The 14,759-nt window shown below is 60.4% G+C and carries 17 protein-coding genes; 3 read left to right on the plus strand and 14 right to left on the minus strand.

Annotation, left to right across the window (positions count from 1 at the left end; genetic code table 11):
• Positions 1–6 precede the first annotated feature (6 nt).
• From ABD919_RS23555 to ABD919_RS23605, 11 genes are all read right to left on the minus strand, one after another.
• On the minus strand, positions 7–627 hold the full coding sequence (locus tag ABD919_RS23555; protein WP_345238552.1) for a hypothetical protein: 621 nt from the start codon (positions 625–627) through the stop codon (positions 7–9).
• Between the two features lie 32 nt (positions 628–659).
• Entirely contained in the window at positions 660–1,805 is a 1,146-nt protein-coding gene (locus tag ABD919_RS23560; RefSeq protein WP_345238553.1) for a beta-ketoacyl-[acyl-carrier-protein] synthase family protein, read from the minus strand.
• 1 nt (position 1,806) lies between these two features.
• Positions 1,807–2,214, minus strand: coding sequence for an acyl-CoA thioesterase (locus tag ABD919_RS23565; RefSeq protein ID WP_345238554.1), 408 nt, complete (start codon positions 2,212–2,214; stop codon positions 1,807–1,809).
• Positions 2,215–2,245: 31 nt separating this feature from the next.
• Entirely contained in the window at positions 2,246–2,887 is a 642-nt protein-coding gene (locus ABD919_RS23570) for a hypothetical protein (RefSeq protein WP_345238555.1), read from the minus strand.
• 14 nt (positions 2,888–2,901) lie between these two features.
• Complete coding sequence (locus ABD919_RS23575) at positions 2,902–3,327, minus strand: hotdog family protein (RefSeq protein ID WP_345238557.1); 426 nt, start codon at positions 3,325–3,327, stop codon at positions 2,902–2,904.
• The gene (locus ABD919_RS23580; protein ID WP_345238558.1) at positions 3,327–4,208 is read right to left on the minus strand and encodes a lysophospholipid acyltransferase family protein; all 882 of its coding nucleotides are present in this window, start codon (positions 4,206–4,208) and stop codon (positions 3,327–3,329) included. Before ABD919_RS23580 ends, ABD919_RS23575 begins: the two co-directional genes overlap by 1 nt.
• The gene (locus ABD919_RS23585) at positions 4,201–4,470 is read right to left on the minus strand and encodes a phosphopantetheine-binding protein (RefSeq protein ID WP_345238559.1); all 270 of its coding nucleotides are present in this window, start codon (positions 4,468–4,470) and stop codon (positions 4,201–4,203) included. The genes ABD919_RS23580 and ABD919_RS23585 overlap by 8 nt, the downstream gene beginning before the upstream one ends.
• Positions 4,455–5,681, minus strand: a complete 1,227-nt coding sequence (locus ABD919_RS23590) for a beta-ketoacyl-[acyl-carrier-protein] synthase family protein (protein ID WP_345238560.1) — start codon at positions 5,679–5,681, stop codon at positions 4,455–4,457. The genes ABD919_RS23585 and ABD919_RS23590 overlap by 16 nt, the downstream gene beginning before the upstream one ends.
• Before the next feature lie 12 nt (positions 5,682–5,693).
• Entirely contained in the window at positions 5,694–6,422 is a 729-nt protein-coding gene (gene flxB / locus ABD919_RS23595) for a flexirubin biosynthesis SDR family reductase FlxB (RefSeq protein ID WP_345238561.1), read from the minus strand.
• A gap of 25 nt (positions 6,423–6,447) precedes the next feature.
• Entirely contained in the window at positions 6,448–8,049 is a 1,602-nt protein-coding gene (flxA, locus tag ABD919_RS23600; protein WP_345238562.1) for a flexirubin biosynthesis tyrosine ammonia-lyase FlxA, read from the minus strand.
• A 481-nt stretch (positions 8,050–8,530) separates the two neighbouring features.
• Entirely contained in the window at positions 8,531–9,136 is a 606-nt protein-coding gene (locus ABD919_RS23605) for a hypothetical protein (protein ID WP_345238563.1), read from the minus strand.
• Positions 9,137–9,376: 240 nt separating this feature from the next.
• Between ABD919_RS23605 and ABD919_RS23610 the strand changes: the two genes are divergently transcribed.
• The gene (locus ABD919_RS23610; protein ID WP_345238564.1) at positions 9,377–10,282 is read left to right on the plus strand and encodes a glycerophosphodiester phosphodiesterase; all 906 of its coding nucleotides are present in this window, start codon (positions 9,377–9,379) and stop codon (positions 10,280–10,282) included.
• 82 nt (positions 10,283–10,364) lie between these two features.
• On the opposite strand, the gene ABD919_RS23615 is transcribed toward ABD919_RS23610, so the two are convergent.
• Complete coding sequence (locus ABD919_RS23615; RefSeq protein ID WP_345238565.1) at positions 10,365–11,195, minus strand: phosphatase PAP2 family protein; 831 nt, start codon at positions 11,193–11,195, stop codon at positions 10,365–10,367.
• Positions 11,196–11,448: 253 nt separating this feature from the next.
• On the opposite strand from ABD919_RS23615, the gene ABD919_RS23620 reads away from it, so the two are divergent.
• Positions 11,449–12,153: a TIGR02117 family protein gene (locus ABD919_RS23620; protein WP_345238566.1), complete on the plus strand. Its 705-nt coding sequence runs from the start codon at positions 11,449–11,451 to the stop codon at positions 12,151–12,153.
• Between the two features lie 71 nt (positions 12,154–12,224).
• Here the strand turns inward: ABD919_RS23620 and ABD919_RS23625 are convergent, their stop codons facing one another.
• Positions 12,225–12,599: a four helix bundle protein gene (locus tag ABD919_RS23625; protein WP_345238567.1), complete on the minus strand. Its 375-nt coding sequence runs from the start codon at positions 12,597–12,599 to the stop codon at positions 12,225–12,227.
• Positions 12,600–12,678: 79 nt separating this feature from the next.
• A complete protein-coding gene (locus ABD919_RS23630; protein ID WP_345238568.1) occupies positions 12,679–13,404 on the minus strand; it encodes an EcsC family protein in 726 nt (241 codons plus the stop codon).
• Between the two features lie 206 nt (positions 13,405–13,610).
• Here ABD919_RS23630 and ABD919_RS23635 point away from each other — a divergent pair, with 206 nt between their 5' ends.
• The gene (locus ABD919_RS23635; protein WP_345238569.1) at positions 13,611–14,351 is read left to right on the plus strand and encodes a PD-(D/E)XK nuclease-like domain-containing protein; all 741 of its coding nucleotides are present in this window, start codon (positions 13,611–13,613) and stop codon (positions 14,349–14,351) included.
• Positions 14,352–14,759: the final 408 nt, after the last annotated feature.

The following is a 14,759-nucleotide window of genomic DNA, read 5'->3' on the forward strand; positions in this document are numbered from 1 at the left end:
GGAAGTTTATTGATTGAAAAGGCTACTGACCTTTTCGGTACTGTATAGAGGGAGGTGAGGCTCGGCGCTGTGGCCAATCAGGCACAGAAAGCCATGGTATTGCTGCTGTAAAAACTCCAGCCAGCCCACCAGGCAGTAGTCGAGCAGCTGGGCCTGAAAAAGGCCTGCTGTGTAGGCCGTTTGCACGTCAATGTTGTAGGAAGCGCTTACAAAGAAGTTGTTTTCGCCCTTAAAGCCGTGGCGAATGCACATTTCCCCGATAACAATGTTGGGCAGGGTGTACACAAACAAGGCCGGGCTGGCCAGCTGCTGCTGGGCCAGGGCAGCGTAGCGCAGGTCGGTGTCGGTGCTGGAGCTGGCATTGCTGACCACGGCGCCCACCCGGTAGGGGTCGGCGGCGCTCACCGGGGCGATGCCCGCCAGCAGGTACTCGGCCGCCAGCAGGCCCAGCTTCGCCAGGCCGTCCATCTTGTAAAACTTCGGGTACGCCGGGTTGATGGCGGCAAACGCCTTGGTAGCGAAAGCGTTGAAGTCGGCCTCCGCCAGGGCAAATACTTCCTGCCCGTCGACCCGGATGGCGTGGTCGCGGACAAGGCAGGAGCGCAGAATGCGGGGCTCAGACTTCATGCAGGGTGTTCGGGAAACGCTGTCGGTACCGTTTAAATTCGCTCAAAAAGCAGGGCGCCGTTGCAGCCGCCAAAGCCGCTGGCCGTTTTCAGGGCCCAGCGGGAACTGGCGGCCTCCGGCTGCGCCGACACATTCAGCGCGGCCGCGGTCATGGGCTGGGAGTAGCCCGCCGTGGGGATGCGCCGTCCTTGCGTCAGGGCCATAATGCTCAAGGCTGACTCGACCAGGCCGGCGGCGCCCAGGGTGTGGCCCAGGGCACCTTTCACGCTGTGCAGGGGCTTGCCCCGCAGGCCGGCCAGGGCAAAAGCCTTGGCTTCCATCTCGTCGTTGTAGATGGTGGCCGTGCCGTGCCCGGAAATAAAGTCGACCTGCGCGGGGCTTACCTGCGCGCTGCTCAGGGCGCTGCTGATGGCGTGGGCCAGCTCCGCGCCCGTGCGGGAAGGGCCGGAAATGTGGTTGGCGTCGTTGGTAACGGCGCCCCCGGCCACGCGCACCAGCCCCGTGCCCGCAGTCGATTCCGGGGCCGTGGCCATGAGAATAAGCGTGGCCGCCGCTTCGCCCAGGTTGATGCCCGTCCGGTCTTCCGAGTAGGGCTTGCAGGGCGCCGCGCACAGCGCCTGAAAGGCCTGAAAGCCCGATACCACGAAGCGGCTCACGGTGTCGGCCCCGGCCACGATGGCGGCGTCGTAGGCTCCGGAGCGCAGCAGGCGCTGGGCGTAAAGCAGGGCCGTAACCCCGGAGATGCAGGCGTTGGACAGCACCACCGGCGTTGCCGGGTTCTTAAAGTAGGCGCTCACCAGCTGGGCCGAGTAGGGCAGGCTGGCCCGCTGCACGCGGGCCGCACCGGGCTGCCCGCCCTCCAGCAGGCCGATGTTGCCCTTGGTGCTGGAGAAAACGAAGAGCGTGCGGGGCGAGGCGGCATCGACCGAGGTGTGGCGCAGGGCGTCGGTGATGGAAGCCAGCAGCATCTTCTCAAACTTGGTGTAGCGGCCGGGCTGCTCCAGGTGTTGGTCGTCGTGCCATTCCGGCGACAGGCGCGAGGCCCAGACCGGGGCCTGGTCGGGCAGCAGGTCCTGGCAGGCGGCCACACCCGAGCGCCCCGCCAGCACGGCCTCAAACGTGGCCGCCGACGTAGTGCCCAGGGGTGAAATAATGTTGTGCGCCGCAACGAAGGCCATGTCAGGAGGGAGAGTTAGCTGGCAGCACCCGCTTTTTCCAGTTTTCGAAAAACTCGGGCGAGTTCAGCAGCAGGGTGCGCGTTTCGGCATCGAGAAAAACCTGGGTGGTCGTTCCTTCGGCTACCAGCGTATGCTCGCGCTGCTCGTACACTTTGTAATCGAATTGAATCTTGGCCGCGGGGCTGTCGACGTAGGTGGTTTCGATGAGGATGGAGTCGCCGTATTGCAGGGGCTTGCGGTAGTTGCAGCTCAGGCTGACGATGGGAATAACCAGGCCGTTGCGGTACACGTCGAGGTAGCCCAGGCCGTGCTCCTGGCCGAAAGCCTCGCGGCCGTCTTCGAAGTACTTTACATAGTGGCCATGCCAGGCAATGCCCAGCGAGTCTACCTCATTGAAGCGGACCTTCACCAGGGTGCGCGTTACCAGCGTGGCTCCTTGCTCAGCCTTTCGCGAACCTCTTCTTCCACTCACCATATTTCTTTGCTCTAATGTGATTTAGTCCGTCGTAAATGCCGCCGGCCCAGTGGTTGCGGAAGCCGAACCCCATGGCCTGCCCGGCTATTTTCTCCGTGTACAACACCTTGCGGCTGCGCATGTCTACGAACGTTACCCAAAACACTGCCTTTTCCATCTGTTTGTTCAGGTCTTCCATCACAAAGGTCAGGCCCACACCGCTGGCATCGGCGGGGTAGTCGTACTGGCTTACCAGCTCCTGCACCTTGACCTCGCTCAGCCGGCCTTCCTGGCTGATGTCGGAGGTGATGAGCTTGGTGGCGTCAACTTTGCGGTTGACGCCTTCGGTGATGCTGGGGGTGTACAGGACTTTGTCGCGCTTGAAGGCTTTGGCCAGGTCGTACTTTTTGGCCTCATTCACCATCAGCTGGTTTATCTTTTCAAACAGCCCTTTCATCTCCTCCGGCGCCACCGTGCCGGGGTCGCCCAGGTACTTGGTGGCCGAGAAGTCCAGCCCCATCCAGGTGAGGGGAATCTCGGGTTTGGCCAGCAGCTCCGGCATGGTCTGGGCCGAAGCCAGCAGAGCGTTCAGGGAAAGGCAGGTTGCGAGCAGAGTAGTTTTCAGCATAGGGAAGCAGGAAATCAGGAGTCTTTTTTCAGGAAGATGCGCATTTCACACTCAGCAAAAACCGTGTCGCCGGCCCAGCTGCGGCCCCGGATAATGGAGAAGTCCATCACCTGGTTCTGCACCGTGATTTCGGTGGTTATTTCCACCCCATCGGCGGGCCGGGCATGAACGGTAAGCCCCTTGATGGCGGCGATAAAGCCCACCGGCGGGGTTTCGCCGCGCTGCTGGTAGCTAAAGCCCACGCCGGCAGCGGCCGTCTGGGCAATGTTCTCAACCAGGCCCGACTCGGACAACACGTCATTGTCGAAAAACACGCAGTCGCGCGTCACCCGAAACCGGCTGACGGTAGCTGCTTCCGAGCACGCCAGCAGCTGGTGCACCATCACCATGGGCGGCTTTTGCGGCAGCAGGGCTAACAGGTCCTGTTCTTCGGCTATCATCAGGCGGCTTTCCAAAAATCGTAGTAGTTAAACCATTGCTCGGGGTAGCGCTGCACCATGTGCTCGAGGTGGGCCACAAAGTCGGTGGCAATGTGCCGGGACGTGTCCTGGTTGGCCGGGCTGAAGTGCTTGACGGGCGTGGAGAACAGGTGGTAGTGCGTGGCCGTCTCCTTGAAGGCGTACACGTACACCATGGGCACCCGCAGCCGCAGCGACAGCAGGAAGGGCCCCTCCGGAAACAAGGCCGGCCCGCCCAGGAAGTCCAGGGGCAGGGTCTTGTTGCCGGGCAAAAACCGGTCGGCGTGCATGCAGATAAGCTCGTTGGCCGCCAGCGCTTCGTTTATCTTGAAGATGTGCGACAGGTCGTTGCCGATGAAAATAACTTTGAAGCGCTTGTCGGCCCGGGTTTCGAGGTACTGCTTGATGTTTTCGTCCTCGCCGTCGTACATCACCACGTTCACGGGGGTGTTGAGGTGGTGCAGCATCTGCCCGGCCACTTCCCAGTTGCCGGCGTGGGCGCTGAGCAGAATGCCGCCGCGGCCCAGGCTCACCATTTCCCGCAGGTGCTGCTCCCCGTCGAAGTGAAAGGTGAAGCCGTCCGAGGCACCCGCCAGAATGGCGAACTTATCGATGAGGGTCTGCCCGAAGCGGAAGTAGTTCACATACAGCAGCCCCAGGGCTTTGAGCAAGGAAAACTTCAGCCGCTCCTGGTAGAAGCGCAGCATGGGAGCCGAGCTTTTCCAGGAAAACAGGAAGTAGTAGCTGGCCACAAACAGCAAAAGGAAATAGGCCGCCCGGACGCCGAAGGTGTTGATGAAAAACCCGAAGATTTTATAGCCCGTGACGTTGGCCTTGGATTTCCCCTGCCATTCTTTACTCATCCTGCAAGCCTACTTTGGCGATGATGTAGTCGTAAAAATCCTGGAAGGTCTTGATGCCCGGGAAGTCCTCGGGCTTCACCTTGAAGCCGAAGTTGCTTTCGGTCATCACCACCAGGTCGATGTAGTCCAGGCTGTCGAGGCTCAGGGTTTCGGCCAGGCTGGCTTCGGGGGTGATGGTGTCGATATCTACCTCGAATTCGTCGGCCAGGAATTCGTTGATGTTGGATATAATCTCGGCTTTGGATTTCAGCTTGGCTTCCATTTCGTAACAATAAGGGATGAGTTGGTTCCTCCAAACCCAAACGAGTTGGACAGGAAGGTGTCGATTTTCTTTTCGGTGGTTTTGCTTACGATGTTCAGCTTGGCCGAGTCGTCGTCGGGGCTCTCAAAGTTGATGTTGGGGGCCACAAAACCTTCCTGCATCATGAGCATGGAGTACACAATCTCGCTGGCGCCGGCCATCCAGCACTCGTGCCCGGTCATGGACTTGGTGGAGCTCACGGGCGTGTTGTGGGCACCAAACAGCTCGTAGATGGCCTTGGCTTCGCTGGCATCGCCGGCCGGGGTGGAGGTGGCGTGGGCGTTGATGTAGTCCACGGCCGAGGCCGGAATGCCGGCGTCGGTCAAGGACTTGCTCAGGGCCCGCACGGGGCCTTCCACGGTGGGGTTGGAGATGTGCCCGCCGTTGGAGGAGAAGCCGTAGCCGATGATTTCGCCCAGGATGGTAGCCCCCCGGCGTTGGGCCGACTCCAGGCTTTCGATGATGACCGTGGCCGCGCCCCCGCTGGGCACCAGCCCGTCGCGGTTGCGGTCGAAGGGCCGCGAGGCCTTGGCCGGCTCGTCTTCGCGGATGGAGAAGGCCGACAGGGCGTCGAAGTTGCCCATGCAGTACTTGTTGATTTCCTGGGCCCCGCCGCAGATAACCATGTCCTGCAGGCCGCTCTTAATCATGAGGTAGCCCATGCCGATGGCGTGGGAGCCGCTGGCGCAGGCCGCACTCAGGGAAAGGTTGATGCCTTTGAGGGCGAAGATGGTGGCCAGGTTCATGGTCACCGTCGAGTTCATGGTCTGGAAAATCGAGCCCGAGCCCAGCAGGGTGGTGTCTTTCTTTTCCCGAATCAGGTCGATGGCCTCAATCACGGGCTGGGCCGAGCTGTCGTTGCCGAAGATGATGCCCACCTCGTTGTTCTTGAGGTAGTCCAAGTCCAGGCCCGCCAGCTTGAGGGCTTCAATGGTCGACATGTAGGCGTACTCGCCCTGCTCGGGCAGGTTGATGCGGGCGCGGCGGTCGAGCACGCCCTTGAGCGCGGGGCGGTCCACCATGCCCGTCAGCCCCGAGCGGTAGCCGAAGTCCTTGCGTTCCTGGTCGACGATGATGCCGGACTTGCCGGCGTACAGCGAGCTTCTGACCTCCTCGAGATTGTGCCCGATGCAGGAGTAGATGCCCATGCCGGTAATAACGACTCTGTTCATGGAGCGGCTATTTTAAGAGTATAAACCACCGTTAATAGAAAGTACCTCGCCCGTGATGTAGGAGCTGCCCGGCGAAGCCAGGAAGCCTACCGCTTCGGCTACTTCTTCGGGCTGGCCGAAGCGCCGCATGGGAATCATATTCACCAGCTCCTTCTCGTTGAGGTCGCCGGTCATGTCGGTTTTGATAAAGCCCGGCGCCACGGCATTCACCGTGATGCCGCGGCGGGCCACTTCCTGGGCCAGGGCCTTGGTGGCGCCAATCAGGCCGGCCTTGGCCGAGGAGTAGTTGGTTTGGCCGGGCAGGCCCTTCTGGCCCGACAGCGACACGATGTTGATGACGCGCCCGAAGCGGGCGGCCAGCATGTCGTTGATAACGTGCTTGGTAACGTAGAAGAAGGAGTCGAGGCTGGTGGAAATCACGCCCTTCCACTGCTCCTCCGTCATCCAGATAAAGAGGTTGTCTTCGCGGATGCCGGCGTTGTTGACCAGCACGGCAATGGACTTGCCCTTGTTGGCTTCCACCCAGCCGCCCAGCACCTCGTCGGTCTGGGCTTTGCTGGCCACGTCGAAGGGCAGGAGCTCGCACTCCACCCCGTGCTGCTGCACCAGCTCCCTGGCCACCTGGGCCTCGCTGTGGTTGGAGCGGTAGTTGAGCAGGATGTGGTAGCCCATAGCGGCCAGCTTGACTGCTACGGCGCGGCCAATGCCTCGGGAGCCTCCTGTAATTAAAGCGTATTTCACGGGTTGGGGCGGGGCGTAAGCGGGCCTAGAGCAGGCCCAGGTCTTCGGACTTAATCAGGGCAGTAACCTTGCGCAGGTTGAAGAAGTGCGGCTGGTCGGCCACAACTTGCGGAAATACGCTGCGCACTTTCTGGTAGAGGCCGTAGCAGCGGGGCGACAGGCGCTCGGCGTGGCCCAGGCAGTCGATGGCCTGCATCACGGCCACGGCGTGAATGGCCAGCACCTCGGCGGCATTGTGCAGCACCTTGCGGGCCATAACCGCCGCGTTGGTGCCCATGCTCACGATGTCCTGGTTGTCGTTGTTGTTGGGAATGCTGTGCACGTACACCGGCGTGCACAGCGACTGGCACTCGGCCACGGTGGAGGTAGCCGTGAACTGCATGCCCTGCAGGCCGAAGTTCAGGCCCAGCTTGCCGGCGTTGATGAAGGGCGGCAGCTTCTGGTTGAGCTTGTCGTTGAGCAGGTAGTTGAGCTGCCGCTCGCCCAGCATGGCCAGCTTGGTGAAGGCCACCTTCAGCTTGTCCATCTCCAGGGAAACGTAGTCGCCGTGGAAGTTGCCGCCGTGGTACACGTTCTCGTTTTCGAAGTCGATAACCGGGTTGTCGTTCACCGAAGCTACTTCGTTGAGCACCACCTTCTCGGCCTGTCGGAAGGTGTCGAGCACCGGGCCCAGAATCTGGGGTACGCAGCGCACCGAGTAGTACTCCTGCACTTTGTCCTTGAGGTAGTCGGCCCCCAGGTTTTCTTCCCGGTACAGCACCTGCTCGCGGCTGCGCACCAAGCTGGAGCCCTGGTTCAGCTCCCGCAGCAGGCCGGCAATGGCGGCCTGGCCTTCGTGGGGCTTCACGGAGTTGAGCTCGTGGGAGATGGAGTCGTCGTAGGCCTCCACCAGCTGATTGATGGTAGCCGACAGGGCCACGCTCCAGTTCAGCAGCTTGCGGGCTTCGAGCAGGTTGACCACGCCGATGCCCGACATGGCCGAGGTGCCGTTGAGCAGGGCCAGGCCCTCGCGGAAGTGAATGGTGAGCGGGCGCAGGCCTTCCTGCCGGAAAGCGTCGGCGGCCAGCTCAATCCGGCCCTTGTACAGCACTTCGCCTTCGCCGATGAGAGCCAGGGCCAGGTGAGCCAGCTGCACCAGGTCGCCGCTGGCGCCTACGCCGCCGTGCTCGTACACGCAGGGCAGCACGTCGCGGTTGATGAGCTCGCGCAGCAGGTACACTAGGTCGGTATGAATACCGGAGTAGCCCCGCATGAAGTTGCAGAGGCGGCTCAGCATCAGTGCCTTGGTTTCCTGGGGAGGCAGCAGGTTGCCCAGGCCCGTGCAGTGGCTGCGGATAAGGTTGTACTGCAGGTCGTTCAGGTCGGCATCGGCAATCTTGTACTGGGCCATCGGCCCGAAGCCCGTGTTGACGCCGTAGATGAGCTTGCCGGTGGCGAACTTCCGCAAAAACCGGTAGCTGCTTTCCACGCGCTGCAGGGCGCTGTCGGCCAGCTCAATGCGCGCATGGTCGGTCAGGATAGCCTGAAAGTCCTGCAGGGTAAGCGGTGTTTCGCCCAGCAGTACCGCTGGCCGTTCGCTTACCGAGGCAGGAACCGGAGCGCCGTTTGAGCTGTAGCCGTTGTACATATCTGTGGAAGAGGTTATTAACTGGTAATATGTTGTAATGTAGGGGCTCAGGTGAGGCATGAAAAGCTTTCGCAACAAGCCCCACTTGATTTCTTTAGTAAATCGACATAGCTGTAACCGTACAAAAGTACCATTATTCTATGAAAAGCCGAAGCCTTTTCTCGGCTCATTTCGCTGTTGCTGCCTGGAAAATGCGCGGGTATCTACAGGTTAGAGCAAATCGCGCAGGGTTTCGTTCCGGGGTAGTACAACCGATTGCACAAAAGTTGAAAGACACAGCCCCGGCTATACGGGCGAAGGGTGTCAGTGCAGTGAGCTGGAATAGGACTACTTGAGGAAACCGTGCGGCAGCTTTCCGGTTTGCCACTGCTTTATGAGCGGTACTGCCTGCAGCGGCTACCCCAGGGCCCTAAACAGACGAAGCCCGAAGCTGTTGCTTCGGGCTTCGCATAAGAGATTGCAGCCAATGCTGGCGACGGCCTTAGAAAGCCTTCTTTTTCACCAGGAAAGCTCCCAGCGACTTGCCGGCTTTGGCGTACGACTCGGAGATGCGCGAGCCGGCATCGAAATCGTAGCCCATGGCATCACGGCCCGGCGACTTGGTCATGGCGATAACAGCCTCAGGGTTGGTGGTACCGGTTTTTACGAATACGGCTTCCATGTTCGTGTAGGCGGGCATGCGCATCACGCCTACGTTGAAGCCTGGCTCGGTGAAGGTGGTTTTCAGGATGAGGGTGTAGGGTGCATCGGGGAACTTGCCGGCCTTCACGCCTGCATCCTCGAGACGCTTGTTCAACAGCTCCTCAAATTCGGGCTGGTAGCGCTGCTCGCGGGCGCCCAGCCAGTTTTTCTTCCAGGTATCGCCCTTGCCGGCTTCTTTCTGGTTGTGCTCGCTTACTTTCTTGTCAACGTAGTCCTGCTCCGTGCCTTTGCCCACCATCATGTTGTCGTAGGTATACACGATGTTGATGTTTTTCTGCCCTTTGAGGAAATCCAGCTTGCCGGATTTCATGTCCATGGATTGGGCGAAGCTGCTGTAGGACAGCAGGGATAGCAGGGCTACTGCGAGGGTTTTTGCAATTTTCATGCGTACTAAGGTTTAAAGGTGATGTATAAGTGGAAACTCTTTTTTTGCAGAAAGACCAGAGTAGTAGCCTAAGCTAACTAGCAGCATAGTTTGCGACTGTAAATCTAGAGAATATTCCTGCCGTCGCAAAAAAAGCTTGCCCTGCCGGTTGGCCGCCCCCGTCTAAGGGGATGAAATCGGCCGGGCCCAGAGCCTCAACCCTTGGGCTCCGTCTGCGTTGAGCAGGAAAATTCATAGCGCGTGACTTCCCCATTTTTTTTTCGGCTTATCGCTGCCGTGGCCCTGCTGCAGGCTGGTACGGCCTGTTTCCGCAACACGCCCCGGCAGGAGGCGGCCATGGCCGGTAGTAGCCGCGAGCCGCAGGTGCTGGGCCACGCCGGCTCCGGCTTTTTCACGCCCCTCAGCCCGTTCAATCCCTGGCCGCCGAGCAGCCTGGGTGGCATCCTGCACGCCCTGCAGCTGGGAGCCGACGGGGTGGAGGTAGACGTGCAGCTCAGCCAGGACAGCGTGCCTATGCTCTACCACGACGTGCGGCTCGACAACATCAGCACCGGTACCGGCTGCGTAAGCCAGTATCCGGCCGCGCAGCTGGTGCAGCTGCGCTACCGCGGCGGCAGGCCCTACGACTGGTTTCAGCAGGAGCGGCCGATTACGCTCGATACGCTGCTGGTGCGGCTGCGCCGCCGGCCTACACTGCCCGTGCTGCACATCGACCTGCACGAGCGCGACCACTGCGCCGCCCCCGGCCACGAGTACGACCGGGTGCCCGCCCTGGCCCGGCAGCTGGCCCGCCGCTTCCGCTCCTGGCCCCCCGAGCGCCTGCTGATTCTGTCCATGGAGGTGAACACCCTGCGCCAGCTGCGGGCGCTGCTGCCCCAGGCCACGCTGGGCCTGGAAATCACGGCCGACGACTTCGACAGCCACCTGCGCACGGCCATCACCGAAAAGGTGCAGGCCGTGGTGCTGGATGCCGACAAGGTGACGCCCGCGCAGGCGGCCCAGGCGCGGGCCGCGGGCCTGCAGGTGGTGGTGTTCGGCGGGCGCTCCACCGGCGACATCAAGCGCCTGCTCGAGTGCCGGCCCGATGCCATTGAGGTGGACAACGTGGGCCGGCTGCGGGCCATTCTGAAAAACCGGCGTAGCTAGTGCAGGTTTCAGGCTGGTGTACTGAGGTAAAAGTTGAGAGGCAATGAGGCGGTTCTGTTTTTTAACTTCTGTCTGCTAGCCGCTAGCGTGGCCGCCAGGCAAACGTGAAAACAGGCGCGCCGCTCAGGGTACCAGCCGGGCTGAGTACCGGCTGCCACGACGGGGCAAAGCTGATGTCTTTGGGCTTGCGGCCCCAGCGGTTGCGGTGGGTGAGGTAGCCCAGGTGAGCGGATAAGATGCCGAAGCCGGCGCCGGCAATGACGTCGCTCTGCCAGTGGGCATTGTTTATCATGCGCAGCAGCCCCACGCTGGTGGCAATGGTGTAGGCCCCGATGCCGTACCACTGGCTTTTATCCCGAAACTCGGTGTGCACGATGCTGGCGGCCAGAAAAGCCTGGGCCGTGTGGCCCGAGGGAAAGCTGAGGTTGTCGGACTTGTCGGGCCGCTCTTCGCCCACCAGATTCTTTACCGCGAACGTAGTGGCCAGCATTATCAGCTCGCTTTTCAGCACGATAAGGCCCACGTTGAGGCGGTCGTCGCGTGACTCTACCCCGGCCAGGGCCACGGCGCCCAGCTCCAGGTAGGGCGCAAAGATGAGGTAGTCGTCGAGGCGGGTTCGGTAGGTGGGGAAGAGCTGGTGAATGTCGTAGTGCGCGTCGGAGTTGGTGTAGAAGCCGCGGTTGTTGGCGTGCAATGCCCCGTAGGTAATGAGCACGGCCGGAATGGCTGTGGCGCGCACCAGCTTGCCCTTGTACCAGGGCTTTGGGGCTGACGGGGCGCCGGCCGTGTTTTCGTACTTATGGGCAGTATCGGCCGGGGCCGTTGCCGGTGGCATCACCTGGGCGAAGGTCTGCGCGGATGTGCCCGCCCAGAGAGCCAGCGCAAGCGCAAGGTGAGTAATGAGCCTGGTCATTTCAACTAGGAGAGAAGGAGGAGAGAAACAAGGGAACATCTATGCGCAGGCCCTGACCTTGGGCTGCCCTGATGAAGGCAAGGACAGATGGTTGTTGGCACGACCATGGTCTCCATTTTTGCGGCCAATACCAGCAAGCTCCCAACTGGCTCAAAGAAAGCGAAAGTGGAAAGGACTAACGCCGGGATTAGACAAACTTTTTTTCCACAGGACAGTAGTACCGTTTCTCCAAACTCTTATACCTGACTTTTCTTTGACTAACTCGAGTTTTCAGTCGGCTGCCGTAAAAACGGCCAAAGTCCTGGGCTATACTGCCGGCGCGGTAGCGGGCGCGCTTTCGCTGTATCTGGCTTCCTCTTATGTGTTGTCTCGCATTCCCGTACCGAAAACCAGCACCGACCCGGAGCAGGACGTCGACATCTACATCCTTTCGAATGGCGCGCATACCGACATCGTGACACCAATCACGAACGAGGTCATGGACTGGAGCCCGTTTATTAAGCTGGAAAACACCCGGGCCCAGGCGCCCGGCATGCAGTACCTGGCCTTTGGGTGGGGCGACAAAGGCTTTTACCTCGATACGCCTACCTGGGCCGAGCTGAAGGTGAGTACCGCCATCGAGGCCATGTTCTACCTGGGAACCTCGGCCATGCATACTACTTTCTACCGGGAGATGACGGAAGGGGAGCAGTGCATCCGTATTCGCATCAGCAAAGCCGACTATGGCAAGCTGGTGGCGTACATCAAAAACAGCTTCGACTACGATGCCGACGGCAACATCATCTGGATAGCTGGCCACAGCTACGGCGATGATGACTCCTTTTACGAGGCCAAACGGACCTACAGCTTTCTCTACACCTGCAACACCTGGGCAAACAATGCCCTGAAAGCCTGCGGGCAGAAAGCCAGCCTATGGACGGCCTTCGACACGGGCATCTTTTACCAGTACAATGGGTGAATGGGTGAAGGGCAGAATGAGTAAATGCAAATTGTTTATTCTCCCATTCTCCCATTCTCCCATTCACCCATTCACCCATTTCCTCTATGTGAGCTGCGGGCTTTTTCCAGCACCGATACGATTTCCAGGTATTCCTGGTGGAGTTCGGACAGTCGGGCTTGCGGAATAATTTCGGCCTCGCCTAGCATCTCCAGCCAGAGCTGGCTTTCATCGGCTTCTTCTACGCAGACGCATAGTTTGGCATACTGCTCTTTGCCCGACCTGGCACGGCACACCGCTCGGTAATTAGCCGCTACTGATGTGGCTGAACGCAGCAACTGTTTGCCTAATACCTGCGCCTCACCAGTGCCAGGTAAGCTTTGATACAATTTGATGACCCGCAGCGCAGCAGCTTTAGTCCGATGCCGGAAGGAATTGATAAAGTCAACCTTCGAAGAAGTATTCATGAGAAAAGGTAGAATAGGAAAGTAGCGTATGAGCTGAAGGTAGAGTATGTGCGAACACAATCACCATTCACCCATTCACTCATTCACCCATTGCTCTCCGCATCCGGTAGCAGTTCATAGCTGTGTCACCTAGTAGCTTAATAAGCTGGTAGTTGGCAATGGCACCCACCGGCGCGCCAATTACGGGCAGCAGCTGGGCCAGCTTGGCCAGGTCGATGTAGTCGCGGTACTCCTGCTGAAAGGTGCGCCAGTCGAAGTCGGCCGCTTCGGCCGGCAGGGTCTGGCGGTAGGCTTCCCAGTCGGCCAGGCGGCGGTACACCAGGTTGCGGTTGTGCTGGCTGGAAAAAGCCAGCTGCATGATGTAGAGAATGTAAAGCCGCTCGGTGTAGTCCTTCACGTCGTGCCCGTAGAGGGCTGCAATGTCGAACAGCAGCTTGAGCTTGATGGCCAGCAGCAGGGGGAAGTCGGCCAGTCCCACGAAGAAGCCGGCGGCGCCGGTGGCCGCGCCCTCGGCCGCCGCGGTGGTGCGGTAGTAGGCTATGCGGGTGCGCACGGCCGCTTCCCGCTCGCTGAAGCCTGCATCCTGCAAGGGCTTGCGGGTGATGTAGGTAGAGCCAAACAGCACGCCCCGCACCATCTGCTTGATGACCACGGTAATGGCCTGGTGGACTTTCTCAGGGATAAAGCCGTTGAGCTTAACCTGAGTAGCCCGGGTGAAGCGGTGCCAAAGCGTAGGCCGGCGCTGCATGCGCTGCTGCCACGCGCGCAGCTCCACGGCAGCCTGGTGTTCTTCGGGTGTTGTCATAGGAATGCGGCGTTCAGGTGACCTGCGAAGGGGCGGGCTTTTCCTTCGGCAAGGCCTGCCAGGTAGCAGGGTAGATAAAAGCAAGCAATGCTAAGCAGGAGGACGCGAAAGTAGGGCCCGCCGATGCCAGGCCCCCGTGCAAAACCTTGCTGCGTATGGATATGAAAATGGTGAAGCCTTTTTCCCTGGTTTTTTGTTATCCGAGCATGTCCGACTCTTCCTCTCCTTTCCGCCGCCCTGACCTGCTTCGCCTTGATTACGATACGTACCGGGCCCTGCCCGCCGTGGCCAACTCCGACCTCTCGCGGCTGCGCGACGCCCTCGAAGGGCGGGCGCCCCGGCCCAAGGGCGGTAGTAATGAAGGAGCTATGGAGTTCGGCACTGCTTTTCATACCGCGCTGCTGGAGCCCAGCAACTACGTAGCCGGGCAGCCCGGCCTGAATGACACCCTGGTGTGGTGGCTGGTGGAAGGCGTGAAGCTGAACTCCCAGCTGGCCGCCATGCTGGAAAAAGGCATTGCCGAGCCCAGCTGCCTCTTTACCGAGCCCCTTACCGACACGCTCTGTAAGCTGCGCGCCGACCTGGTGCTGGACGTGCCCGGCGAGCCGTTCACCATCGTCGACTTCAAAACCACCATTGCCCGCGATGCCGAGCACTTCCGCATGCAGTGCTCCAACTACGATTACGACCGGCAGGCGGCCTTCTACACCGATGCCCTGCGGGCCGAGCGGTTTCTGCTGGTGGGCGTGCAGAAGCTGGAGCCTTTCGGCGTGTTCGTGGTGGAGGTAACCGAGCAGATGCTCAACGAGGGGCGCGCCAAGTACCAGCGCCTGTTGCGCCTGTTGAAGGCGCCCGCTACCGCGCCCTACTACCGGGCCGATGCCGTGCGCGCCGCTGTGGATGCGCTGGGGCTGGGCGAACAGGAGGGAGAAGGCGGAGTTGCTTAAGCTGGCCCGGGTGCCAGCCATTATAAGCCGTAACGCGAAGTTGTATTTCGCGTGGCGCGAAGCGCCAATTGGTCCCCGCGCCGAACCCGTGACTCCCTGCTGACTAGTCGCGGCATGGCTGTGCACAGCTACACGCATGCCGGCGGTGGAAACCGGGCTACTACTCTTCGCCAAAAAATATTTATTGACTGGAATAAGCCATGCCCCGCGGGCATGCTCGTGGTGGATTGTGCCTACTGAGCTTGGCCAAGCATCTCTACCAAGAGAATGAAGCCGTTCGATTGGATGGCTCCCCCGGGCAAGTTGCACCGACTGCGCATGTAGCTCCGCGGACACCAGATGACTATAACGCTCTGTTTTTCAGATTTATGACTTTGTACTGGCTCAAAGTCTTGCTGAGCATTGTGA

This window comes from Hymenobacter saemangeumensis (assembly GCF_039541835.1).
Taxonomy (GTDB): Bacteria; Bacteroidota; Bacteroidia; order Cytophagales; family Hymenobacteraceae; genus Hymenobacter; species Hymenobacter saemangeumensis.

What these genes read in the sequence shown, in the direction of transcription:
- ABD919_RS23590 (WP_345238560.1), bottom strand. Translation starts at nt 5,681, where the DNA reads ATGAACAGAGTCGTTATTACCGGCATGGGCATCTACTCCTGCATCGGG.
- ABD919_RS23625 (WP_345238567.1), bottom strand. Translation starts at nt 12,599, where the DNA reads ATGAATACTTCTTCGAAGGTTGACTTTATCAATTCCTTCCGGCATCGG.
- ABD919_RS23580 (WP_345238558.1), bottom strand. Translation starts at nt 4,208, where the DNA reads ATGAGTAAAGAATGGCAGGGGAAATCCAAGGCCAACGTCACGGGCTAT.
- ABD919_RS23615 (WP_345238565.1), bottom strand. Translation starts at nt 11,195, where the DNA reads ATGACCAGGCTCATTACTCACCTTGCGCTTGCGCTGGCTCTCTGGGCG.
- ABD919_RS23585 (WP_345238559.1), bottom strand. Translation starts at nt 4,470, where the DNA reads ATGGAAGCCAAGCTGAAATCCAAAGCCGAGATTATATCCAACATCAAC.
- ABD919_RS23630 (WP_345238568.1), bottom strand. Translation starts at nt 13,404, where the DNA reads ATGACAACACCCGAAGAACACCAGGCTGCCGTGGAGCTGCGCGCGTGG.
- ABD919_RS23575 (WP_345238557.1), bottom strand. Translation starts at nt 3,327, where the DNA reads ATGATAGCCGAAGAACAGGACCTGTTAGCCCTGCTGCCGCAAAAGCCG.
- ABD919_RS23570 (WP_345238555.1), bottom strand. Translation starts at nt 2,887, where the DNA reads ATGCTGAAAACTACTCTGCTCGCAACCTGCCTTTCCCTGAACGCTCTG.
- ABD919_RS23605 (WP_345238563.1), bottom strand. Translation starts at nt 9,136, where the DNA reads ATGAAAATTGCAAAAACCCTCGCAGTAGCCCTGCTATCCCTGCTGTCC.
- flxA (WP_345238562.1), bottom strand. Translation starts at nt 8,049, where the DNA reads ATGTACAACGGCTACAGCTCAAACGGCGCTCCGGTTCCTGCCTCGGTA.
- ABD919_RS23560 (WP_345238553.1), bottom strand. Translation starts at nt 1,805, where the DNA reads ATGGCCTTCGTTGCGGCGCACAACATTATTTCACCCCTGGGCACTACG.
- ABD919_RS23555 (WP_345238552.1), bottom strand. Translation starts at nt 627, where the DNA reads ATGAAGTCTGAGCCCCGCATTCTGCGCTCCTGCCTTGTCCGCGACCAC.
- ABD919_RS23635 (WP_345238569.1), top strand. Translation starts at nt 13,611, where the DNA reads ATGTCCGACTCTTCCTCTCCTTTCCGCCGCCCTGACCTGCTTCGCCTT.